Genomic DNA, 22797 nt, shown 5'->3' with positions numbered 1-22797 from the left:
CCGGAGCGCGCGGCATCCGGCCCTACCCTGGTGCAACCCTGATATCCCCCCGGCAGATGTGGGGGGATGCCCTGATGACCGGCCCCCGCCGGGCGTGTGACCCTTGGTGACATGCCCGTAGCCGCCGCTCCCCGAACCCCGCACGCACCGGACGCCGACGAGGTCCCGCAGCGCAAGCTCTACCGCAGCGCCGACGGCCGGATGCTCGGCGGTGTCGCGCGCGGTCTCGCCGGGCACCTCGGGCTGCCCGTGGGCTGGGTCCGGCTTGCCTTCCTGCTGCTGTTCATGTGGGGCGACGGGCTGGGCGTGCTGCTGTACGCCGCGTTCTGGGTCTTCGTACCGCTCGGCGTCGGTGGCCGGAGCGGACACCGCTCCTTCTTCGACACCCTCCCCGACGGCACCCGCCGGCTGCGCAAACCCGACCGGGGGCAGATCACCGCACTGATCGCCCTGTTCATCGGCGCGGGCATCTTCATCTCCAAGGTCCAGCTCGGCGGCGCGTCCGGCCGGTACGTGTGGCCGACGCTGCTGGTCGGGGCCGGGGTCGTGCTCGTATGGCGGCAGGCCGACAACGCCCGCCGCGCCCACTGGTCCACGGCAGCCGAACGGCGCGGACGCCTCTTCCAGGTCGCGCGGGCCCTCGCCGGCGTCGTCCTGGTCGGGGTGGGCCTGACCGTCTTCATCGTCGTACGGGGCTCCGCCGCACAGCTCGGCAACGTCCTCACCGCCACCCTCGCCGTCCTCGTCGGCGTGGCCCTGCTCGCCGGACCCTGGCTGATCCGGATGACCCAGGACCTGTCCGAGGAACGCCTGATGCGCATCCGCGCCCAGGAGCGCGCCGAGGTCGCCGCCCACGTGCACGACTCGGTGCTGCACACCCTCACCCTGATCCAGCGCAACGCGGAGGACGTGGGCGAGGTACGCCGCCTCGCGCGGGCCCAGGAACGCGAACTGCGGAACTGGCTCTACAAGCCCGAGGGCACCGGCAAGGACGAGGCGGAGGAGCCGGCCACCCTCGCGGAGGCCGTGAAGAAGACCGCCGCCGAGGTGGAGGACCACCACGGCGTCCCGATCGAGGTCGTGGTCGTCGGTGACTGCCCGCTCGACGAGCGGCTGGCGGCACAGATCCAGGCCGCGCGCGAGGCGATGGTCAACGCCGCCAAGTACGGTGGCGACGGCGGGCCCGTACAGGTGTACGCGGAGGTGGAGGGGCAGACGGTGTTCGTGTCCGTACGGGACCGGGGGCCGGGATTCGACATCGACGCGGTACCCGGCGACCGCATGGGCGTACGAGAATCGATCATCGGCCGGATGCAGCGCAACGGCGGGACCGCACGGCTGCGGTCCGCGCCCGACGGCGGCACGGAAGTCGAGCTGGAGATGGAGAGGGCGGCGAACACAGCATGACCGAGGCCGGAGAGAACGCAGGCGCGGGGGAGACCAGGCGCGTCCGGGTGGTGCTCGTCGACGACCACAGGATGTTCCGCACGGGGGTGCAGGCCGAGATCGGCGAGACCGAACGCACGGGCGTCGAGGTCGTCGGCGAGGCGGCCGACGTCGACCAGGCCGTCACCGTCATCACCGCCACCCGGCCCGAGGTGGTCCTGCTCGACGTGCACCTGCCCGGCGGCGGCGGCGTCGAGGTGCTGCGGCGCTGCGCCCCGCTGATGGCGGCGGCCGAGAACCCGGTGCGGTTCCTGGCGCTGTCGGTGTCGGACGCGGCCGAGGACGTCATCGGGGTCATCCGGGGCGGTGCGCGCGGCTACGTCACCAAGACCATCACCGGCACCGACCTGGTGGACTCGGTCTTCCGTGTACAGGACGGGGACGCGGTGTTCTCGCCGCGGCTGGCGGGCTTCGTGCTCGACGCGTTCGCCTCGACGGACGCGCCGCCGGTCGACGAGGACCTGGACCGGCTCACGCAGCGCGAACGCGAGGTGCTGCGGCTGATCGCGCGCGGGTACGCGTACAAGGAGATCGCCAAGCAGCTCTTCATCTCGGTGAAGACGGTCGAGTCGCACGTCTCGGCCGTCCTGCGCAAGCTCCAGCTCTCCAACCGGCACGAACTGACCCGCTGGGCGACGGCCCGCCGCCTGGTCTGAGACCCGGGTCCGACGTCCGGCCTGCGGTGTGACCCACGCCGCAGGCCGACCTGGCAACCGGGAGCGTGCACGCCGCCCTCTAGGCTGACGTGATGAGCTTGACCGGTACACCTTTCTTCGCGACGGTGATCGCCCTGACGGTGATCGCCGTCGTCCTTCCGCTGGCCGTGTGGGGCAAGGTGCGCGGCCCGGCCGCCGTACGCACCGCCCTGCGCGCACTGATGGTGGTGTTCGCCCAGGTCACAGCCGTCGCCGTGGTGTTCGTCGCGGTCAACCGGGCCGAACACTTCTATGCCTCCTGGAGCGACCTGCTCGGCACCGGCAAGTACGTCACGGCAGCCCCCGACCTCGGCCCGGACGGGCTCGGCGGCAAGAAGGTCGAAGAGGCGCCGAAGGTCAAGCAGGAGTTCCAGCCGGTGGACGGGCTGGGCGGTCGGGTCAAGAAGACCGAGCTCGACGGCAAGATCTCCGGGGTCAAGGGCGACGTCATGGTGTGGCTGCCGCCGCAGTACGACGACCCGGCCTACAAGGACAAGAAGTTCCCGGTGGTCGAGCTGATACCGGGCATACCGGGGACGGGGAAGTCCTGGTTCCAGGGGCTCAAGGCGCACGAGGTGCTGGAGCCGCTGATGAAGAGCGGCAAGGTGCAGCCGTTCATCCTGGTCTCGCCGCGCGCCATGCTCCTCGGCAACGGCGACACCGGCTGCGCCAACCTCCCTGGCAAGGTCAACGCGGACAGCTGGTTCAGCGTCGACGTCCGCAAGATGGTCGTCGACAACTTCCGGGCCTCGGACGAGGCCCGCACCTGGGGTGTGGCCGGCTACTCGGCCGGCGCCTACTGCGCCGCCAAGCTCGCGATCGCCCACCCCGACCGCTACAGCGCGGCCGTCTCCCTGTCCGGCTACAACGACCCGGGGCAGGAGCCCTCGTCGCTGGTCGCCAAGGACCCCGAACTGCGCCGTACGCACAACCTGAAGAACTGGCTCCAGGCCGCGCCCACCCCGCCGCCGGTGGCGCTGTGGATGTCGGGGGCCGAGCAGGACGGCTACCTCTCCGGCACGGACCTCAAGGCGATCGCCAAAAGCCCGACCGTGGTGCACGCGGAGAAGGTCGTCGGCGGGCACAACCTCGAATCGTGGTCCAAGCAGCTGCCGCAGACCTTCGCCTGGCTGAGCGGCGTGGTCAAGGCCCCGTAGCCCGCGCCGGGCCCGAAGGGGTCACGCGGGGCGGGAGGCGCCGGCCCAGGGCATCGAGTCGATCGGCGCCAGCCGGACCGTCGACCCGGGGCGCGGGGCGTGGACCATCTGGCCGTTGCCGACGTAGAGGCCGACGTGGGTGACCCCGGAGTAGAAGAACACCAGGTCGCCGGGGGCCAGCTGGTCGCGGGACACGCGCCGGCCGGCGTTGATCTGGGTGTAGGTGGTGCGGGGCAGGGAGACTCCGGCCGAGCGCCAGGCCGCCTGGGTCAGGCCGGAGCAGTCGAAGGAACCCGGGCCCGTCGCGCCCCAGACGTACGGCTTGCCGATCGCCCCGTACGCGAAGGCCACGGCGCGGGCCGCGCGCGAACCGTCGGCCGGGGGCGGGGGCGTGCTGCCCTTGGACGCGGCGGATCCGGCGGATCCGGCGGGTGCGGCGGCCGGTCCGCCGGGCGACCGGGCCTCGTAGGCGGCCCGCTCCTCGGCGGTGAGCCGGGCCAGCAGGTTCTTGGCGGCGGTGAGCTTCTTCTCGATCACGGCCTTGTGCCCGGCGAGTTCGTCCTGCCGGGAGCGGAGGTCGGCGAGCCGCCCGGCGGCCTGCTCGCGGAGCTTGCCGACCTCGTCGAGCCGGCGGCGCACGGTGGTGACCCCGGCGGCGTTGCGGTCCCCGGCGCGGGCGATGAAGGAGGCCTGGGAGAGGTACTCCTGCGGGTCGGAGGCCAGTGCGAGCTGGACGGCGGTGCCCAGGGACCCGCTGCGGTACTGGGAGGCGGCGAGCGTTCCGAGTGCGCTGCGGGCGGTGTTGAGCTGGTCGGTCTTGCGGGCGGTCTCCTCGCGCAGTCCGGTCAGCGCGCGTTCGGCCTCGTCCGCCTGTTCCTTCGCCCCGTTGTACTGCTCGGTCGCCGCCTCGGCCTCCTCGTAGAGCCGGTCCACCTCCGACTTGATCTGCGCGGGGGTGGGCCGGGGGTCGGCCTGGGAGGTGCCTTCGAAGACGGTGGCGGTGGCAGCGCCCGCGAGGGCGAGGGTGGCGGCGGTCGTCCGTGCCGGGCCGCCGGAGAGCGGGCGCTGCCTGGGCTTTCGATGACTGGCCACGAGGGCCTCACGTCCTTCCTCTGTCGGTGCTTGGAGGAGGACGCTAGACCCGGAGGTAACGGGCGGATGACGAGATGATCGTAAGTGGCTCGATACGACCGGAGCTGGCCGCCGAAGACCGGAGCGGATCGTTCCGGTGTGGGTCAGTGCCAGAGAACGGCGATGAAGATGTTGATCACGGTCAGCCCGCCGACCGCGCCGAACAGCGCCTTGTCCACGCGCTCCTCGTCGCGCTTGACGTAGACGAGGCAGAGGATCACGAAGAGGATCGCGAGCTTCACGCCGACCTTGACGTTGTTGACGGGGTCCCCGGCCATCTGGTTGAAGCCGACCAGCAGTACGCCGGTGACGAGCATGGTGAGCGCGCCGTGCAGCATGGCGGGCGTGAAACGGGCGGTGCCCGCGCTCATCGCCTTCATCTGGGTCAGGAAGCCGCCGAGGAGCGAGGCTATTCCGATGATGTGCAGGCCGACGAAGACATCGATGAGTACGTCCATGGCGTCGAGCGTACGAGGCGGCCCGGTCAGCCGAAGAAGCGGGTCAGTTCGGCCGTGACGACCTCCGGCCGCTCCTCCGGGAGGTAGTGGCCGCTGCCGTCGACGCGGACGACCCGGGTGTCGGTGCCGAGCGCCGGGACCGCGGCGAGCAGGCGTTCGTAGTTGCTGTGCTCGCCGCCGAGCGCGAGCAGCGGGGTGGTCACGGGGGAGTAGCCGGCGAGGTCGTCGATGTCCTGGCGGAAGGCCTGGTACCACGCGTTGCCGGCCCGGATCGCGTCCGGGGAGTCGTACGCGCGGGCGTACACCGCGCGGGAGTGGTCGTCGATGGCGGCGGGGTCGGCGGTCATGGCCGCGAACAGCCAGTCCAGCAGCACGCGGTAGCGGCCGGCGAGGAGCTGCTCGGGCAGGCCCGGCACCTGGTTGAAGGCGAACCACCACAGATGGCGGAGCCCGGGGCGGGGCAGCAGGGGCATCTGCGCCCAGGCCTCCTCGGGGTGCGAGACGTCGAGGAGGGCGAGCCGGCGGGTGGCGTCCGGATGGTTGGCGGCGTGGGCGTAGGCGACCATCGCGCCGATGTCGTGCCCGGCGAAGTGCGCCGACCCGATCGAGAGGTGCCCGAGGAGGGCGTGGACGTCGGCGGCCATCGTCTTCTTGTCGTAGCCGGCGGCGGGCTTGGCGGAGCCGCCCATGCCGCGCAGGTCGACGGCGATCACCCGGTACCGGCGGGCCAGGGCCGGCAGCACCTTGTGCCACTGCCACCAGGTCTGCGGCCAGCCGCCGAGGAGGACGAGCGGCTCGCCGCTGCCGCCCTCCACGTAGTGCAGCCGGGTGCCGTTGACCTCGGCGTGGTGGCTGGTGAAGCCCCCGTCGAGGGAGGCGGCCAGGGCGGCGTCGTCGAGCGGGGCGGTGGCGAGCGGGGTGGAGGCGGGCTGGGTGGTGGCGGGCTGGGGCATGGCGGGTCCGTCCTGGCGGCGTTCATCGTTCGAGAATCTCGTACGGTTGGATGAGTGGACTGTACGAGATCTTCGAACGGTTTGGCAATGTCCGTACGAGATCTGCGTACAGTGGGGTCATGCCTGCTGCCGCCGCCGAGCCGACCCACCCCGCCGCCGACCGCATCGAGCTGGTCGAGGTCCTGGCGGCGCTCGGACATCCCGTCCGGCTGGAGATCGTCCGCAAGCTGTCCTCCGGCGAGGAGGCGTTCTGCGGCGAGGTCGTCCCCGACCTGCCCCGCTCCAGCGTCACGCACCACCTCAAGACGCTGCGCGAGAGCGGCGTGATCTGTCAGCGTCCCCAGGGCCGCAAGCTCTTCCTCGCGCTGCGCCGCGATGACCTGGAGCTCCGATTCCCCGGTCTGCTCGAACTCGTGCTGGCCTGTCGGTCCCGCCCCCTAGACTCGGAATGCGATGAGCAGCCTCTTTGACGACAGTTTCCTGGCGGACCTCACCCCCTCCGACGAGGTCCCGCCGCCACCCGAGGACCACGCCGCCCCCGAAGCGGGCGCGGACGATCTCTTCGGGGGGCGGTTCGACGTACCCATGAGCGGGGACGCGTACTACCGGGACGGCGCCCCCAGGCCCGTCATCGACCCGGCGACGCTCCTGGACGGGCTCAACGAGGAGCAGCGCGCGGCCGTGGTGCACGCGGGATCGCCGCTGCTCATCGTGGCCGGCGCCGGCTCCGGCAAGACCCGGGTGCTGACCCACCGCATCGGACACCTGCTGTCCGCGCGGAACGTCCACCCCGGCCAGATCCTGGCGATCACCTTCACCAACAAGGCCGCCGGTGAGATGAAGGAGCGCGTCGAGGGCCTGGTCGGCCCGCGCGCGAACGCCATGTGGGTCTCCACCTTCCACAGCGCGTGCGTGCGCATCCTGCGCCGCGAGTCCAAGCGGCTCGGCTTCACCTCCTCGTTCTCGATCTACGACGCGGCCGATTCGAAGCGCCTGATGGCGCTCGTCTGCCGCGACCTGGACCTGGACCCGAAGAAGTTCCCGCCGAAGGCCTTCAACGCCAAGATCTCGAACCTGAAGAACGAGCTGATCGACGAGGAAGCCTTCGCCGACCAGGCGGTGGACGGTTTCGAGAAGACCCTCGCTCAGGCGTACGCGATGTACCAGGGGCGGCTGCGCGAGGCCAACGCCCTCGACTTCGACGACATCATCATGACCACGGTCCACCTGCTCCAGGCCTTCCCTGATGTCGCCGAGCACTACCGGCGCCGCTTCCGGCACGTCCTCGTCGACGAGTACCAGGACACCAACCACGCCCAGTACACGCTGGTGCGCGAGCTGGTGGGCACCGGCTACCCGGACCTGCCCCCGGCCGAGCTGTGCGTGGTGGGTGACGCCGACCAGTCGATCTACGCCTTCCGCGGCGCGACCATCCGCAACATCCTCCAGTTCGAGGAGGACTACAAGGACGCGACGACGATCCTGCTGGAGCAGAACTACCGCTCCACGCAGACGATCCTCTCCGCGGCCAACGCGGTCATCGAGCGCAACGAGAACCGCCGCGCCAAGAACCTGTGGACCCAGGCCGGCACCGGCGCCGTCATCACCGGCTACGTCGCGGACACCGAACACGACGAGGCCCAGTTCGTCGCCGACGAGATCGACCGGCTGACGGACGCGGGCGACGCCAAGGCGGGCGACGTCGCGATCTTCTACCGGACCAACGCGCAGTCCCGCGTGTTCGAGGAGATCTTCATCCGGGTCGGACTGCCCTACAAGGTCGTCGGCGGCGTCCGCTTCTACGAGCGCAAGGAGGTCCGCGACGTCCTCGCGTACCTGCGCGTCCTGGCGAACCCGGAGGACAACGTCCCGCTGCGGCGCATCCTGAACGTGCCCAAGCGCGGCATCGGCGAACGCGCCGAGGCGATGATCGACGCCCTCGCGATGCGCGAGAAGATCACCTTCCCGCAGGCGCTGCGCCGTGTGGACGAGGCCTTCGGCATGGCCGCGCGCTCCACCAACGCGGTGAAGCGGTTCAACGTGCTGATGGAGGAGCTGCGCACGATCGTCGACTCGGGCGCGGGCCCGGCGGTGGTGCTGGAAGCGGTGCTGGAGCGGACGGGCTACCTCGCCGAACTCCAGGCGTCGACCGACCCGCAGGACGAGACGCGCATCGAGAACCTGCAGGAGCTCGCGGCCGTGGCGCTGGAGTTCGAGCAGGCGCGGGAAGCCGCGGCGGCCGAGGCCGCGGAGACCGGGGCCCCGGCTCCCGGGTCTGGCACCCTGGCCGAATTCCTGGAGCAGGTCGCGCTCGTCGCCGACTCCGACCAGATCCCGGACGAGGACACCGAGGGCACGGGTGTCATCACGCTGATGACCCTGCACACCGCCAAGGGCCTCGAATTCCCGGTGGTCTTCCTGACCGGCATGGAGGACGGGGTCTTCCCGCACATGCGGGCGCTGGGCCAGACCAAGGAGCTTGAGGAGGAGCGCCGCCTCGCGTACGTCGGCATCACGCGGGCGCGCGAGCGGCTGTACCTGACCCGCTCCAGCATGCGCAGCGCGTGGGGCACGCCCTCGTACAACCCGCCGTCACGGTTCCTGGAGGAGATTCCGGCGGAGTACCTCCAGTGGAAGCGGACGGGCGCGACGCAGAAGCCGGCCGGTCCGATGCGGAGCTCGGGGTACGGGTCGTCGTCGTCCGGATCGGGCAAGGCGACGTTCGGCACCTCGCCGGAGGCGTTCCTGTCCTCGTCGCGTACGAGGTCGGGTCCGTCCGGATTCGCGACGCGGCGGGCCGCCGACAAGCCGGTCATCGCCCTGGTGGTCGGGGACCGGGTCACGCACGACCAGTTCGGGCTCGGCACCGTCATGGAGGTCAAGGGAGCGGGCGCGGACGCGCAGGCCACCATCGACTTCGGGGACGACAAGCCCAAGCGGCTGCTGCTGCGTTACGCGCCGGTGCAGAAGCTGTAGGACGGCGGGCGGCCGCGCGGCCTTCGGGCCGCGCGGCGGTTACGCCGGGAGTGGTGACGTGGCGCGGTTGCGCCGGGGGTCTCGCCGGGCTGCTGCGCCGGGGGACGCGTAGGGCGGTTACGTCGGGTCCAGGCCGTGGCTGCGGAGCCAGGGCAGGGGGTCGATCGCGGATCCGCCGCCGGGCCGGACCTCGAAGTGGAGGTGCGGGCCGGTGGAGTTGCCGGAGTTGCCCGAGTAGGCGATGACCTCGCCCGCCTTGACCTTGCCACCGCGGATCTTGGTGGAGCTGAGGTGGCAGTACCAGGTCTCGGTGCCGTCGGGGGCGGTCACTATCGCCATGTTCCCGTAGGCGCTGTTGTACTGCGTGCGCACGGTGCCGTCCGTGGCCGACATGACCGGGGTCCCGTAGGAGACCGGGAAGTCGATGCCGGTGTGCACCGACATCCACATGCCGCCGGCCTGGCCGAAGTTGGCGCTCAGGCCGTGCTGCTCGACGGGGATGGCGAACTTGGGGCGGGCGGCCTCCTTGGCCGCGGCCTCCTCCGCCTTCTTCTTCTTTTCCTCTTCCTGGCGCTCGCGCAGGTCGATGCGCTCCTGCGTGCGGCTCGCGCGGTCCGCGAAGTCGCCCGCGTCGGCGCTGAGCGCGACCAGTTGGGTGTCGAGCTTGGTGTTCGCCGCGACCGGTTTCACCGAGGCCGGGTCGGGCGCGGCCAGCGTGGTGGGCTCCTCGGCGGGCCGGTCGGTGCCGGTGAGGCCGCCGACGGAGGCGGCCGCGACACCCGCGACGCCCATCACGCAGGCCGAGGGCACGGCCACGGTCAGCAAGGCGGAACGCTTCGCCGGGTTGCGGCGACGGCTGCTGCCGCCGGCGCCGTTGCTGCTGCTCACCTTGGCGCCGGTGCCGGCCTTGCCGTTGCCCTTGGCGGCGGTCCGGCGCGCGGAGCGCGGAGCCGAGGTCACGGGCATCGCCTGAGTGGGGAGGTCGTGGACCTCGGGCACCTCGGGTGCCTCGGGAGCCTCGTGGACCTGCGGCGTTTCGTCGGAGAGCGACTCGAAGACGGCGGTCTCGGTGTACGTGTCCGCCCCGGTCTCGAAACCGGTCTCGAATTCGTTCTGGTGCCCGGAGTCGATGGTGACGGCCTGGGTGGCCTCGTAGGCGTAGCCGACGGAGGTCGCCTGGTACGTGTACTCCTGCGGCTCGGGCTCGGGCGCGGGCTGGTACTCGTACGAGTAGGCGGCCTCGGGCTGGGCCGGGGTCTCGGTGACGGTGTTCCAGGCGGTGGCGTCGTAGGCGCCGGTCTCGGTGCCGATGGTGCCGTAGCCCGGCATCGCCCAGTGCCCGGTCTGCTCGCCGGAGGTGTCGTAGCCGAAGGAGGGCTGCTGGTACTGCGTGTAGCCGGAGTAGTCCGCGCTCGGCGTGTTCCAGGCGCTCGCGTCCCAGCTCCCGGTGGTGTCCTCGGGGGCTGCCTGGGTCGGGATCGTGGACAGGTAACTGTCCTGCGAGGCCCACGCGGTGGTGTCGTACGCGCCGGTGTCGTAGGAGCCGTAGGCGGCGTAGTTGACCCCCTGGCCCTGCGTTTCATAGGAAACGTAGGTCGAGTCACCAGCGAAAGCGGTGGTGGAAAGGCCGTCGTACCCGGCATCCGGATACTGGCCCGACGTGGGGCGGTCGTTCACCAACTTCTCTTTCGCCTCGGCAGTGGGGGCCTGGGTGGCCGGGAACTCAAGGTTCACCGGAGGAGAGCAGTGGCGTGACTGTACCCGGCGGTTACTCGCATCGACAATCTTCGCCGGGTCCTCAGATCTCCGGAACCGGGCATTCGGCCGTCTTTCGGTCGCCGAAATGCGGACCCTTGGCCTTGAGTTCGAAATTAGTTCGACTGTTGGTCGCTCGTCGGCTAGGCGACGGAGGCGGTCTCCGAGCCCGTGACGGCGGCCAGGCCGGGGCCTTCGAGGGTGCGCCGGACCGCCGCGATCACGGCGGGATGGGCGGGCAGCGCGAGATGTCCGATACCGGTGACCTGCACGTTCTCCACACACAGATCCGGGTGTTCGATCCGCGCGGTCCCGACCGGGGTCATGATCGCGTCGAACTCGCTCCAGAACGCCACGCATCGGGTGGCGCAGCCGGGCGCGGGCGCGGCGAGCTCGGTGATCACCTCGGAGTCCGGGCGTATCTGCCGGATCAAGGGGTGCGCGTCCATGAAGGGGGCGACCCGGGTGCCGGAATGCGGGGTGCCGAGGGTGACGAGGGTCCGGACCCGGGTGTCGCCGCCGAGCCGCTGCACGTAGTACCGGCCGACCAGACCGCCCAGGCTGTGCCCGACCAGATCCACCCGTTCCTGTCCGGTGCGCTCGCACAGCTCCTCGACACGCCGGGCGAGATGGCGGGCGGTGACGCGCAGATCGAGGGTGAAGGGCGAGTAGTTGTACGCCTCCACGTGCCGGCCTCCGGCCCCGAGGGCCCGGCGCAGCAGGACGAAGACGGACCGGTTGTCGGTGAACCCGTGGAGAAGGAGGACCGGCGGCCGTGTCGCGGGCGGGCGGGTGGTGACCTTCTCCTGGCACACTCCGGTGGGATACAGCAGAAGGTGTCCGCCGAACACCACCACCTCAAGCGCGCCGGCCCGCAGCGCGGCACCGGACAAGGGCATGGACATGGGTATGAGCAGCCCCATCGACGGCCTCCCCTGAGCCTCTGCGGGACCGCGGCGCTCGCACCACCGTGCCGTGCGGCTGTCGGCACGGTGGCGCAATGCCGTCCCACGTGTGATTTCCCCCTCGTGATTGACCGCGAAACGGCGGCGTGCGCGATGCTGTACTTAACGTTCGTTCACTCGGGAGGCAGTGCGATGGGTGTGACCGGTCCGATCCGTGTGGTGGTGGCCAAGCCGGGTCTCGACGGCCACGACCGCGGGGCCAAGGTGATCGCGCGGGCGCTGCGGGACGCGGGCATGGAGGTCATCTACACCGGCCTCCACCAGACCCCCGAGCAGATCGTGGACACCGCCATCCAGGAGGACGCCGACGCCATCGGCCTCTCGATCCTCTCCGGCGCCCACAACACGCTCTTCGCGCGCGTGCTGGAACTCCTCAAGGAGCGCGACGCGGAGGACATCAAGGTCTTCGGCGGCGGCATCATCCCGGAGGACGACATCGCCCCTCTGAAGGAGAAGGGCGTCGCCGAGATCTTCACGCCGGGCGCGACGACGACCGCCATCGTGGAGTGGGTCCGCGCCCACGTCCGCCAGTAGCCTCCGGCGGTCCGCCGTCTCGCGTGAATCCAGCCTCGCCGGCGTTTGAGGCGCGGGGTTCGGGGCGGAGCCCCGGCTTTCGGATCACCCCGGCCGAGCCCCCCGCAGGGGCTAGGTCGTCTCTTTCGGATCTTGCCTGACCCGCGCCGCCTGGCACCGCACCTCGCCGCGTTGTCGGGGCACCCAAGTACGTCCAGTACTCGGGCGCCCCTCCGCCTTGCGATGCACGGCACCAGACGACGCGGGCTTAACCGGCAAGATCCGAAAGAGACGACCTAAGCCGGGGCCAGTTCGGCCAGCATCGCCGCGCGGAGGCGAAGGGTCGAGACGAGGCGCTGGAACGCCTCGGCCCAGTACGCGGCCGCACCGGGGGCCGCGTCCGGCACGTCCTCCGCGGCCGTGGTCAGGGCTTCCAGCCGACCCGCTTCTGCGGGATCGAGGCAGCGCTCCGCCAGGCCCATCACCCCGCTGAAGCTCCACGGGTAGCTGCCCGCGTCGCGGGCGGTGTCCAGCGCGTCCACGACCGCCCGGCCCAGCGCTCCCGCCCACGGCACGACGCACACCCCGAGCAGCTGGAACGCCTCCGACAGCCCGTGGGCCCGTATGAACTCCGCGACCCACTCCGCCCGCTCCGCGTGCGGGAGGGTCTCCAGCAGCTTGGCCCGCTCCGCGAGCGAGGCCGTGCCCGGACCCGCCGCGGGCGGCGCGGACGCCGGGCCGAGCAGCGCCCGCGACCACGGCGCGTCGCGCTGGCGCACGGCGGCCCGGCACCACGCTGCGTGCAGCTCCTCCGTCCAGCCGTCGCCCGCGGCCACCGGCAGCGCCACTATCTGCGCCGGGCCGAGCCCCCCGAACCGCTCCCGCCAGCAGGACAGCGGCGCCGCCTCCACCAACTGGCCGAGCCACCAGGCCCGCTCCCCGCGTCCGGCGGGCGGCCGCTTGACCACCCCGTCGCGGAGCATCCCCGCGTCGCACTCGGCCGGCGGAGTCACCCCCTCGGGGCCTACGCAGGCCAGCGCACGCTCCGCCATCCGCCCGGCCAGCGCCGAGGCCGGCAGCGCCGACAGCAGTTCGGCGGCCGTGGCCCGGACATTGCGGCTGCGGTCACCCAGCGCCGCCTCCAGGAAGGGCTCGTCCCCCTCCGACAGCCCCACCCTCAGCGAATCGAGGAACATCAGCCGGTCCTCGGCCCGTTCGGTGGCCCAGGTCGTCGTCAGCAGCCGCGGCGCAGCCGCCGCCTCATGGGCCCGGACGGCCCCGAGCAGGGCCACCCGTTCCGCGAACAGCCCCTCCTGCCACAGCCGTTCCACCGCTGCCCGGTCCGTCACCTCCGGCAGTTCCCCGGCGCCGCCCGAACCGCCGCGCAGGGCGAACCGCCAGTCCGGATTCATCCGCGCCAGCCACAGCCCCCGCGTCCCGGCCAGGGCCAGGGCCTGCGGCCGCAGGTCCGTACGGGCCCGGGCCGCGTCCAGCAGCGCCGGTACGAGTGCGGCCGGAGAGCGGTAGCCGTGCCGCGCGGCGGCGGCCAGCCACTGCGGCAGCAGCTCCGTCAGGTCCGGGGCGGTCCCGCGCCGCCCGCCGCCGTTGACCGGGCCGCTGCGGCCGGCCAGCAACTGCGCGAGCCTGCGGCCGGCCGCCTCCGGTGGCGCCGGCCTGGGGTCCCGGGGCGCGGGCTCCGGGCGCGGCCCGGCCTCGGCCGCACGCAGCCCGGCCCGGCGCCGTACGGTGTGCACGGCCGCCGCGTCCAGCAGCGTTTCCGGTGAGCCCGCCGGACCCCCGCCCCGGCGCCGCTCGGTGCCCAGCAGTGCGGCGGCGACCAGCTCCTCCCACTCCCCGTACCCCTCGTCAGCCTTGTCCATCGGGCCCCTCCCTCGTCGGTCGTCGTCGCTCGTCGTCGGTCGTGTCATGGGCTCCGGTCCCGCCCCCTCCGCGGGACCGGAGCTGTCGATGTGCCCGTCCGCCTGCTCAGCTGGCGTGGTTGTCGTTCATGCAAGCCCCCCGGCTCGTCGTCGTTTCTCGTGCGGCGCCCCCCGGCGCCGTACGTCTCCTCGCCGCCCTGTGTGACGGCACAGGACCCCCCAGGCCCCCTGCGATGTGTTTGCTTGTTTCCGCTCCTGATCAGGACAGGGCGACGGGCTCGGTCGAGTCCGGCTGCCAGGCCGTCAGAGGGGTGAAGCCGCGGTGGCCGCACTCGCCGAACACCGTCACCGGGCCCCCGCCCGACAACGCCGCCAGCTGCCACAGCCCCCCGCGGGAGCGGCCGCCGCCCCCGGTGAGGGGCACCGGCAGGGCGGAGGTGCCCTCCGCGTCCGCCAGCTGCCAGCCGAGCTCTCCCGGTATCGGAACCACCGGACCGAGCACCACCGGCCAGGACTCCAGCCACGGGTCCTGCCGCAGCGCCGCCCCGTACGCCTCCAGAGCCGCCCCCGTGCTCACCCCGGCCGGAACCTCCGCGCACGGCACGGCTGCCGCGAACCTCTCACCGAGGTCCGCCCGCAGCCCCGCCGACCCGGGCCGGAAGCGCATCTCCGCCTCCAGCACCAGCCCCACCGGCAGGGCAAGCCCCGGTGGCCGCCCCGGCGGTCCGAAGTCCAGCACCAGAGCGGGCCGCCCGCCCGCCAGCCCGCGCAGCCATATCCGGCGGGTGGTGAGCCGGCCGTCCGGCGACACCGTGTCGTACTGGGCGAGCACCAGCCACCGGTCCCGTACGGCCTCCCCCTCCCCGGAGGCCTGCAGTCCCACGCGGCTGCGCACCGTCGCCGCCAGCTCTTCCGGCAGCCCGGCCACCCCCAGCCACGCCCGGTCGAGCAGGTGCAGCAGCGCCGCCTCCTCCAGCATCCGGGCGGGCCAGCCGGGGCCGCAACTGGGTATCGTCCCCAACTCCCTTACCCGTCCGGCCAGTCCGGGTGCCTGGGCGTCGACCATGCGGGCCGCCGTCTCCTCCCATCCCGCGTATCCCGCCTGCTCCTGGCCCGCGAGGCCGCCGCGCAGCAGATCGGCCAGCCGCTGCTCCAGCTCGGTGACGCCCGCGCCGACGCGCGCCGCCCGCCGCTCGGCCCGCTTCCGGGCCCCCTCCTCGTCGGCCGGCGCGGCCCTCCCGCCGGGCGGCCGGGCCGCCTTGGCCGCCCGGTCCGCCAGCCACTGCGCGGCCCACTCCGGAGCCTCGCCCGGCTCACCGACCCCCTCCGCCGACCAGAGCAGCAGCAGCCCCAGTGCGTGCTTGCAGGGGAACTTCCGGCTCGGGCAGGAGCACTTGTACGCGGGGCCCGTCAGGTCCACGACCGTGCGGTACGGCTTGCTGCCGCTGCCCTTGCACAACCCCCACACCGAACCGGAAGCGGAACCTCCGATCTGCAACCAAGGCCCCGCCCCGCCGAGTCTGCCCCCCGCCTTGCGTGAGGCGTCGTCAGGAGCCAGATCCAGTACCTGTTCCGCTGTCCAGCGGTCCCCCTGATCAGTCATGTGAACCACCGTAGAGACCGCCACTGACAATCGCTCTGACCAGCAACGACGCTATCGGCAGGGTCCGTTGTCAGTGCCGTGGTGCACCGTGGGGTCAGCAGTCGGGAGCGGCTGCCGAGCTTTGGAGGGGGACCATGACCATGCCCGAGAACGAGCAGCGAGCAGAGGCTCTGCGACCGCACGCCGAAGACGCCTTCGCACACGAACTGAAAGCCCTGGCGGCCGCCGACGACCGGCCCCGCCCGACCCGCTGGAAGCTCTCCCCGTGGGCCGTCGCCACGTACCTGCTCGGCGGCACGCTCGACGACGGCACGGTGATCACGCCCAAGTACGTGGGGCCGCGCCGCATCGTCGAAGTAGCCGTCACCACCCTGGCCACCGACCGCGCCCTGCTCCTGCTGGGCGTCCCCGGCACCGCCAAGACCTGGGTGTCCGAACACCTCGCGGCCGCCGTCAGCGGAGACTCCACCCTCCTCGTCCAGGGCACCGCGGGCACCCCCGAGGAAGCCATCCGGTACGGCTGGAACTACGCCCGGCTGCTCGCCCACGGCCCCAGCCGCGAGGCGCTCGTCCCCAGCCCCGTCATGCGGGCCATGGCCGACGGCATGACCGCCCGCGTCGAGGAGCTCACCCGCATCCCCGCCGACGTTCAGGACACCCTCATCACCGTCCTGTCCGAGAAGACCCTCCCGATACCGGAGCTCGGCGAAGAGGTGCAGGCCGTGCGCGGCTTCAACCTCATCGCCACCGCCAACGACCGCGACCGCGGGGTGAACGAGCTCTCCAGCGCGCTGCGCCGCCGCTTCAACACCGTGGTGCTGCCCCTGCCCGCCACCGCCGACGCCGAGGTCGACATCGTCGCCCGCCGCGTCGACCAGATGGGCCGCGCCCTCGACCTGCCGGCCGCGCCCGAAGGCCTGGAGGAGATCCGCCGCGTGGTCACCGTCTTCCGCGAGCTGCGCGACGGCGTCACCGACGACGGCCGGACGAAGGTGAAGTCGCCCAGCGGCACCCTGTCCACCGCCGAGGCCATCTCCGTCGTCACCGGCGGCCTGGCCCTGGCCGCCCACTTCGGGGACGGCGTGCTGCGCCCCTCCGACGTGGCCGCCGGGATCCTCGGCGCCGTGGTACGCGACCCGGCGGCCGACAAGGTGGTCTGGCAGGAGTACCTGGAGGCCGTGGTCCGCGAGCGCGACGGCTGGAAGGACTTCTACCGGGCCTGCCGGGAGGTGACCGTATGAGCCCGAGCCCGGTGAAGGGCCCGCTGCTGCTGGGCGTACGGCACCACGGGCCCGGCTCGGCCCGTGCCGTCCGGGCGGCCCTGGAGGCGGCCCGGCCCGAGGCGGTGCTGATCGAGGGCCCGCCCGAGGGGGACGCGCTGCTGCCGCTCGCCGCCGAGGAGGGGATGCGGCCGCCCGTCGCGCTCCTCGCGCACGCGGCGGACGATCCGGGCCGGGCCGCGTTCTGGCCGCTGGCCGGGTTCTCACCCGAATGGGTGGCCATCCGCTGGGCCCAGGAGCACGACGTCCCGGTCCGGTTCATCGACCTCCCGGCGGCGCACTCGCTCGCCGCCGGAGGGGAGGGGCAGGAAGGGACCGAGCCGGACGCCGTCCGGCTGGACCCCCTGGCTGTGCTGGCCGAGACCGCCGGGTACGACGACCCCGAGCGCTGGTGGGAGGACGCCGTCGAGCACCGCGGCGCCGGGGGCGCACGGGAGGACGTGCTCGGCGCCTTCGAGGCGCTCGGGGAGGCCATGGGAGCCCTGCGCGAGGCGTACGGCGACGGGGGCCACCAGCGCGACCTGGTGCGCGAGGCGTACATGCGCCAGCGGATGAGGGCCGCCCGCCGGGAGTTCGGCGACGCCTACGCCGTGGTGTGCGGAGCCTGGCACGTCCCCGCGCTGCGGGCCAGGACCACCGTGGCCGCCGACAAGGCCCTGCTGAGCGGCCTGCCCAAGGTCAAGGTGGAGACCACCTGGGTGCCCTGGACCCACCGCAGGCTCGCCCGGGCCGGCGGGTACGGCGCGGGGATCACCTCGCCCGGCTGGTACGCCCACCTCTTCTCCGCCCGGGACCGGCCCGTCGAGCGGTGGCTGACCAAGGTCGCCGGCCTGCTGCGCGAGGAGGACCGGCAGGTCTCCTCGGCGCACGTCATCGAGGCGGTCCGGCTGGCCGAGACCCTCGCCGCGATGCGGGGCCGGCCGCTGCCCGGCCTGACGGAGACCTTGGAAGCGGTCCGGGCGGTCATGTGTGACGGCTCCGACGTACCGCTCGTACTGATCGAGGACCGGCTCGTCGTCGGCGACGTGCTCGGTGAGGTCCCGGACGGAGCCCCCGTCGTACCCCTCCAGCGCGACCTGACGCGACAGCAGCGCACGCTGCGGCTGAAGGCCGAGGCGCAGGACCGCGAGCTGGAACTGGACCTGCGCAAGGACACCGACACGGCGAAGTCCCTGCTGCTGCACCGGCTGCGGCTGCTCGGCATCGGCTGGGGCACACCTGCCGCCTCCCGGGCCGGCACCGGCACCTTCCGGGAGACCTGGCGGCTGCGGTGGGAGCCGGAGCTGTCGGTGCGGATCGCCGAGGCCGGCATATGGGGGACCACCGTCCTCGGGGCCGCCACCGCCAAGGCCGAGGCGGACGCCGCCGGGGCCGAGGAGCTGGGCGAGGTCACGGCCCTGGCCGAGCAGTGCCTGCTGGCCGGGCTCGCGCAGGCGCTGCCCGCCGTACTGCGGGCCCTCGCCGACCGGGCCGCGCTGGACACCGACGTGGCGCGGCTCGCCAAGGCCCTGCCGGCCTTGGCCCGTTCGCTGCGGTACGGGGACGTCCGGGGCACCGACGCGACGGCGCTCGGCGCCGTGGCGGCCGGGCTCGCCGAGCGGATATGCGTGGCGCTGCCGTCGGCCTGTACGGCCGGACTGGACGCCGACGCGGCGGCGGAGATGCGCGGTCACGTGGACGGGGTGCACGGGGCGATCGGCCTGCTGGCGGACGCCGACGAAGGGCTGCGGGAGCGCTGGTCCGCGGTCCTCGCCACGCTGGCCGGCCGGGACACCGTGCCCGGCCTGATCCGCGGCCGGGCGGCCCGGCTGCTCCTCGACGACGGGCGGCTGCCAGCCGAGGAGACGGCCCGGCTGATGGGGCTCGCCCTGTCCCCGGCGTCCTCCCCGGCCGACGCGGCGGGCTGGATCGAGGGCTTCGCGGGCGGGAGTTCGGGCGGGGGCACGCTGCTGGTCCACGACGACCGGCTGCTGGGCCTGATCGACGCCTGGCTGGTGGGGGTGCCGGAGCGGGCGTTCACCGATGTACTCCCGCTGCTGCGGCGGACGTTCGGGGCGTACGAGCCGGGTGTGAAGCGGACCTTGGGCGAGCTGGTGCGGCGCGGGCCGGGTGGTTCCGCCGCGCCGGTGCCCGGTGGCTCGGCGCCGGACGGCTTCGCCCCGGAGCTGGATGCGGAGCGGGCGGACGCGGTGGTGGGGCTGGTGCGGATGTTGCTCGCCGGGTGAGGTGCGGCGCCGCTGCCGGGGGCGCTGCCCCCGGACCCCCGCGCCTCAAATGCCGGCGGGGCTGAAACAGCTGGAACAGGTGGACACGACGAGTGGAGGGGGACGGACGGATGAGCGGTACGGACATGGGCACGGCCGGAGGCGAGCGGCTGCGGCGGTGGCGGATGGTGCTCGGCGGGGGCGAGGCCGATGGCACCGGGTGCGCGCTGGCCGGGCGGGACGCGGCGATGGACGCCGCGCTCGGCGCGCTGTACGGCGGGGGCGGCGAGGCGGGGTCCCGCAGGACATCGGGGGCGCGGTCGGCCGGGCTCGGCGGGTCCGCGCCGAACGTGGCCCGCTGGCTCGGGGACATCCGTACGTACTTCCCGAGCTCCGTGGTCCAGGTCATGCAGCGCGACGCCATCGAGCGGCTGGGCCTGGCCGCCCTGCTGCTGGAGCCGGAGATGCTGGAGGCCGTCGAACCCGACGTGCACCTGGTCGGCACCCTGCTCTCCCTCAACAAGGCGATGCCCGAGACGACGAAGGAGACGGCGCGGGCCGTGGTCCGCAAGGTCGTCGAGCAGCTGGAGAAGAAGCTCGCGGCGCGCACCCGGGCGACGCTGACCGGCGCCCTGGACCGGTCCGCGCGGATCAGCCGCCCGCGCCACCACGACATCGACTGGGACCGCACGATCCGGGCCAATCTCAAGAACTACCTGCCCGAGTACCGCACCGTCGTCCCCGAGCGGCTGATCGGCTACGGCCGGGCGGCGCAATCGGTGAAGAAGGAGGTGATCCTCTGCATCGACCAGTCGGGTTCGATGGCGGCCTCCGTCGTCTACGCCTCCGTCTTCGGCGCGGTCCTCGCCTCGATGCGCTCGATCGCCACCCGTCTGGTCGTCTTCGACACCGCGATCGTCGACCTGACCGACCAGCTCGACGACCCGGTCGACGTCCTCTTCGGCACCCAATTGGGCGGTGGCACCGACATCAACCGCGCTCTCGCCTACTGCCAGTCGAAGATCACCAGGCCCGCCGACACCGTCGTCGTCCTGATCAGCGATCTCTACGAAGGCGGTATCCGCAACGAAATGCTGAAGCGGGTCGCCGCGATGAAGGCGGCGGGCGTCGAGTTCGTGACCCTGCTGGCGCTGTCCGACGAGGGGGCCCCGGCCTACGACCGCGAGCACGCCGCAGCCCTTGCGGCGCTGGGGGCGCCGGCCTTCGCCTGCACTCCCGACCTGTTCCCGGAGGTGATGGCCGCGGCACTGGAGGAGCGCCCCCTGCCGATCCCCTGACGGCCGCGTCCCGGCCTTTGCTGTGAATCGGTGAATCACACGAACTTCCAGTTCAACCGTGAGGCGATCTGTGACAGGTATCACCGCTCAGGTGTGATCTGCGATTTAGGGACCCACGTCCCTCGGGGATAACCTGCGGGACGGACATGCCGCGTCCACGGTCACCGTGTGCGCCTTCCTTGTGACAGCGCCGTCACGTTGCCCTCCGCGGCACGCCCACGCAGATAGCAGACAACCGCGAATCACTGCGAATCTTTAAAAAGACAAGGGACGGACGCGCGTGGACCTGTTCGAGTACCAGGCGAGGGACCTCTTCGCCAAGCACGGTGTACCGGTGCTGGCCGGTGAAGTCATCGACACGCCTGAGGCGGCTCGCGAGGCCACCGAGCGGCTGGGCGGCAAGTCGGTCGTCAAGGCGCAGGTGAAGGTCGGCGGCCGCGGCAAGGCCGGCGGCGTGAAGCTGGCCGCCACCCCGGACGAGGCCGTCGCCCGGGCGACGGACATCCTCGGCATGGACATCAAGGGCCACACGGTCCACAAGGTGATGATCGCCGAGACGGCTCCGGAGATCCTGGAGGAGTACTACGTCTCGTACCTCCTCGACCGGACCAACCGCACCTTCCTCGCCATGGCGTCCGTCGCGGGCGGCATGGACATCGAGCAGGTCGCCGAGGAGACCCCGGAGAAGCTCGCCAAGGTCCCGGTGAACGCCAACGAGGGCGTGACCATCGAGAAGGCCCGCGAGATCGTCGCGCTGGCGCAGTTCCCGGCCGAGGTCGCCGAGAAGGTCGCCGAGGTCCTCGTGACCCTGTGGGCGACCTTCATCGCCGAGGACGCGCTCCTCGTCGAGGTCAACCCGCTCGCGAAGGTCGCCAACGGCGACGTCATCGCGCTTGACGGCAAGGTCTCGCTCGACGAGAACGCCGAGTTCCGCCAGCCGGGTCACGAGGAGTTCGTGGACCACGCGGCCGCGAACCCGCTTGAGGCCGCCGCCAAGGCGAAGAACCTCAACTACGTCAAGCTCGACGGTGAGGTCGGCATCATCGGCAACGGCGCGGGTCTCGTCATGAGCACCCTCGACGTCGTCGCCTACGCCGGCGAGAACCACGGTGGCGTCAAGCCCGCCAACTTCCTGGACATCGGCGGTGGCGCCTCCGCCGCCGTCATGGCCAACGGTCTCGAGATCATCCTCGGCGACCCGGACGTCAAGTCCGTCTTCGTCAACGTCTTCGGTGGCATCACCGCCTGTGACGAGGTCGCCAACGGCATCGTCCAGGCGCTGCAGCTGCTCGCGGACAAGGGCGAGGCGGTCACCAAGCCGCTGGTCGTCCGTCTCGACGGCAACAACGCCGAGCTGGGTCGCAAGATCCTCTCGGACGCCAACCACCCGCTGGTCCAGCGCGTGGACACCATGGACGGCGCGGCCGACAAGGCCGCCGAGCTCGCGGCTGCGAAGTAAGGGCAGAGGTCACAGACTCACATGGCTATCTTCCTCAACAAGGACAGCAAGGTCATCGTCCAGGGCATGACCGGTGCCACGGGCATGAAGCACACCAAGCTGATGCTGGCTGACGGCACCAACATCGTCGGCGGCGTGAACCCGCGCAAGGCCGGCACCACCGTCGACTTCGACGGCACCGAGGTCCCGGTCTTCGGCTCCGTCGCCGAGGCGATGGAGAAGACGGGCGCCAACGTCTCCGTCCTCTTCGTCCCGCCGGCCTTCGCCAAGGCCGCCGTGGTCGAGGCGATCGACGCCGAGATCCCGCTGGCCGTCGTCATCACCGAGGGCATCGCGGTGCACGACTCCGCCGCCTTCTGGGCGTACGCGACCGCCAAGGGCAACAAGACCCGGATCATCGGCCCGAACTGCCCGGGTCTGATCACCCCCGGCCAGTCCAACGCCGGCATCATCCCGGGCGACATCACCAAGCCCGGCAAGATCGGTCTCGTGTCCAAGTCGGGCACGCTGACCTACCAGATGATGTACGAGCTCCGTGACATCGGCTTCACCTCCGCCGTCGGCATCGGTGGCGACCCGGTCATCGGCACCACGCACATCGACGCCCTGGAGGCCTTCGAGGCCGACCCGGACACCGAGCTGATCGTCATGATCGGCGAGATCGGCGGCGACGCCGAGGAGCGTGCGGCGGACTTCATCGCGAAGAACGTCACCAAGCCGGTCGTCGGCTACGTCGCGGGCTTCACCGCCCCCGAGGGCAAGACCATGGGCCACGCGGGCGCCATCGTCTCCGGCTCCTCCGGCACCGCGCAGGCCAAGAAGGAGGCCCTCGAGGCCGCCGGCGTGAAGGTCGGCAAGACGCCGACCGAGACCGCGAAGCTGGCGCGCGAGATCCTCGCCGCCAAGTAAGCGCGACATCGCACGGGCGTGGGGGGGGGGGGGGGGGGGGGGGGGGGGGGGGGGGGGGGGGGGTTCTTTTTTTTTTTTTGTTCTGTGTCTGCCTCTTTCAGCTTGGTTTCTGGTC

General features: G+C 72.1%; 18 protein-coding genes. 11 read left to right on the top strand and 7 right to left on the bottom strand.

Features of this window, described 5'->3' with window-relative positions; translation table 11 throughout:
- Nucleotides 1-111: 111 nt before the first annotated feature.
- From ACZ4YL_RS17920 to ACZ4YL_RS17910, 3 genes are all read left to right on the top strand, one after another.
- Entirely contained in the window at nucleotides 112-1407 is a 1296-nt protein-coding gene (locus tag ACZ4YL_RS17920) for an ATP-binding protein (RefSeq protein ID WP_468117478.1), read from the top strand.
- Nucleotides 1404-2102 carry a response regulator transcription factor gene (locus ACZ4YL_RS17915; RefSeq protein ID WP_327264045.1) on the top strand — a complete coding sequence of 233 codons (699 nt, stop codon included), beginning with the start codon at nucleotides 1404-1406 and terminating at the stop codon, nucleotides 2100-2102. The genes ACZ4YL_RS17920 and ACZ4YL_RS17915 overlap by 4 nt, the downstream gene beginning before the upstream one ends.
- Before the next feature lie 92 nt (nucleotides 2103-2194).
- Nucleotides 2195-3298 carry an alpha/beta hydrolase gene (locus ACZ4YL_RS17910; protein WP_468117477.1) on the top strand — a complete coding sequence of 368 codons (1104 nt, stop codon included), beginning with the start codon at nucleotides 2195-2197 and terminating at the stop codon, nucleotides 3296-3298.
- Between the two features lie 21 nt (nucleotides 3299-3319).
- Here the strand turns inward: ACZ4YL_RS17910 and ACZ4YL_RS17905 are convergent, their stop codons facing one another.
- The 3 genes from ACZ4YL_RS17905 to ACZ4YL_RS17895 form a co-directional block, all read right to left on the bottom strand.
- The gene (locus ACZ4YL_RS17905) at nucleotides 3320-4390 is read right to left on the bottom strand and encodes a C40 family peptidase (RefSeq protein WP_468117475.1); all 1071 of its coding nucleotides are present in this window, start codon (nucleotides 4388-4390) and stop codon (nucleotides 3320-3322) included.
- Between the two features lie 143 nt (nucleotides 4391-4533).
- Complete coding sequence (locus tag ACZ4YL_RS17900; protein WP_468117473.1) at nucleotides 4534-4887, bottom strand: hypothetical protein; 354 nt, start codon at nucleotides 4885-4887, stop codon at nucleotides 4534-4536.
- 26 nt (nucleotides 4888-4913) lie between these two features.
- On the bottom strand, nucleotides 4914-5840 hold the full coding sequence (locus ACZ4YL_RS17895) for an alpha/beta fold hydrolase (protein WP_468117471.1): 927 nt from the start codon (nucleotides 5838-5840) through the stop codon (nucleotides 4914-4916).
- Between the two features lie 119 nt (nucleotides 5841-5959).
- On the opposite strand from ACZ4YL_RS17895, the gene ACZ4YL_RS17890 reads away from it, so the two are divergent.
- Both ACZ4YL_RS17890 and pcrA read left to right on the top strand, forming a co-directional pair.
- Nucleotides 5960-6310 carry an ArsR/SmtB family transcription factor gene (locus ACZ4YL_RS17890; protein ID WP_468117469.1) on the top strand — a complete coding sequence of 117 codons (351 nt, stop codon included), beginning with the start codon at nucleotides 5960-5962 and terminating at the stop codon, nucleotides 6308-6310.
- On the top strand, nucleotides 6294-8816 hold the full coding sequence (gene pcrA, locus ACZ4YL_RS17885) for a DNA helicase PcrA (RefSeq protein WP_468117467.1): 2523 nt from the start codon (nucleotides 6294-6296) through the stop codon (nucleotides 8814-8816). Before ACZ4YL_RS17890 ends, pcrA begins: the two co-directional genes overlap by 17 nt.
- Nucleotides 8817-8933: 117 nt before the next feature.
- Here the strand turns inward: pcrA and ACZ4YL_RS17880 are convergent, their stop codons facing one another.
- Both ACZ4YL_RS17880 and ACZ4YL_RS17875 read right to left on the bottom strand, forming a co-directional pair.
- A complete protein-coding gene (locus ACZ4YL_RS17880; protein WP_468117465.1) occupies nucleotides 8934-10493 on the bottom strand; it encodes a M23 family metallopeptidase in 1560 nt (519 codons plus the stop codon).
- Between the two features lie 221 nt (nucleotides 10494-10714).
- Entirely contained in the window at nucleotides 10715-11494 is a 780-nt protein-coding gene (locus ACZ4YL_RS17875) for an esterase/lipase family protein (protein WP_468117463.1), read from the bottom strand.
- 174 nt (nucleotides 11495-11668) lie between these two features.
- Here ACZ4YL_RS17875 and ACZ4YL_RS17870 point away from each other — a divergent pair, with 174 nt between their 5' ends.
- The gene (locus tag ACZ4YL_RS17870) at nucleotides 11669-12070 is read left to right on the top strand and encodes a cobalamin B12-binding domain-containing protein (protein ID WP_030012651.1); all 402 of its coding nucleotides are present in this window, start codon (nucleotides 11669-11671) and stop codon (nucleotides 12068-12070) included.
- Nucleotides 12071-12345: 275 nt separating this feature from the next.
- On the opposite strand, the gene ACZ4YL_RS17865 is transcribed toward ACZ4YL_RS17870, so the two are convergent.
- Together ACZ4YL_RS17865 and ACZ4YL_RS17860 are read right to left on the bottom strand one after the other, a co-directional pair.
- Nucleotides 12346-13929, bottom strand: coding sequence for a DUF5691 domain-containing protein (locus ACZ4YL_RS17865; RefSeq protein ID WP_468117461.1), 1584 nt, complete (start codon nucleotides 13927-13929; stop codon nucleotides 12346-12348).
- Nucleotides 13930-14188: 259 nt separating this feature from the next.
- On the bottom strand, nucleotides 14189-15532 hold the full coding sequence (locus tag ACZ4YL_RS17860; RefSeq protein WP_468117459.1) for an SWIM zinc finger family protein: 1344 nt from the start codon (nucleotides 15530-15532) through the stop codon (nucleotides 14189-14191).
- 134 nt (nucleotides 15533-15666) lie between these two features.
- On the opposite strand from ACZ4YL_RS17860, the gene ACZ4YL_RS17855 reads away from it, so the two are divergent.
- The 5 genes from ACZ4YL_RS17855 (at nucleotide 15667) to sucD (ending at nucleotide 22682) form a co-directional block, all read left to right on the top strand.
- Entirely contained in the window at nucleotides 15667-16773 is a 1107-nt protein-coding gene (locus ACZ4YL_RS17855; RefSeq protein ID WP_030013145.1) for an ATP-binding protein, read from the top strand.
- Nucleotides 16770-19037, top strand: a complete 2268-nt coding sequence (locus tag ACZ4YL_RS17850) for a DUF5682 family protein (protein ID WP_468117457.1) — start codon at nucleotides 16770-16772, stop codon at nucleotides 19035-19037. The genes ACZ4YL_RS17855 and ACZ4YL_RS17850 overlap by 4 nt, the downstream gene beginning before the upstream one ends.
- Before the next feature lie 110 nt (nucleotides 19038-19147).
- Nucleotides 19148-20314 carry a VWA domain-containing protein gene (locus ACZ4YL_RS17845; protein WP_468117455.1) on the top strand — a complete coding sequence of 389 codons (1167 nt, stop codon included), beginning with the start codon at nucleotides 19148-19150 and terminating at the stop codon, nucleotides 20312-20314.
- A 280-nt stretch (nucleotides 20315-20594) separates the two neighbouring features.
- On the top strand, nucleotides 20595-21773 hold the full coding sequence (sucC, locus tag ACZ4YL_RS17840) for an ADP-forming succinate--CoA ligase subunit beta (protein ID WP_030389142.1): 1179 nt from the start codon (nucleotides 20595-20597) through the stop codon (nucleotides 21771-21773).
- Between the two features lie 21 nt (nucleotides 21774-21794).
- Complete coding sequence (gene sucD / locus ACZ4YL_RS17835) at nucleotides 21795-22682, top strand: succinate--CoA ligase subunit alpha (RefSeq protein WP_189733229.1); 888 nt, start codon at nucleotides 21795-21797, stop codon at nucleotides 22680-22682.
- Nucleotides 22683-22797: the final 115 nt, after the last annotated feature.

This window comes from Streptomyces sp. NPDC030021 (genome assembly GCF_055574035.1).
Note: the sequence above shows the minus strand (reverse complement) of the source record. Positions and strands in the feature narration are given on the sequence as shown.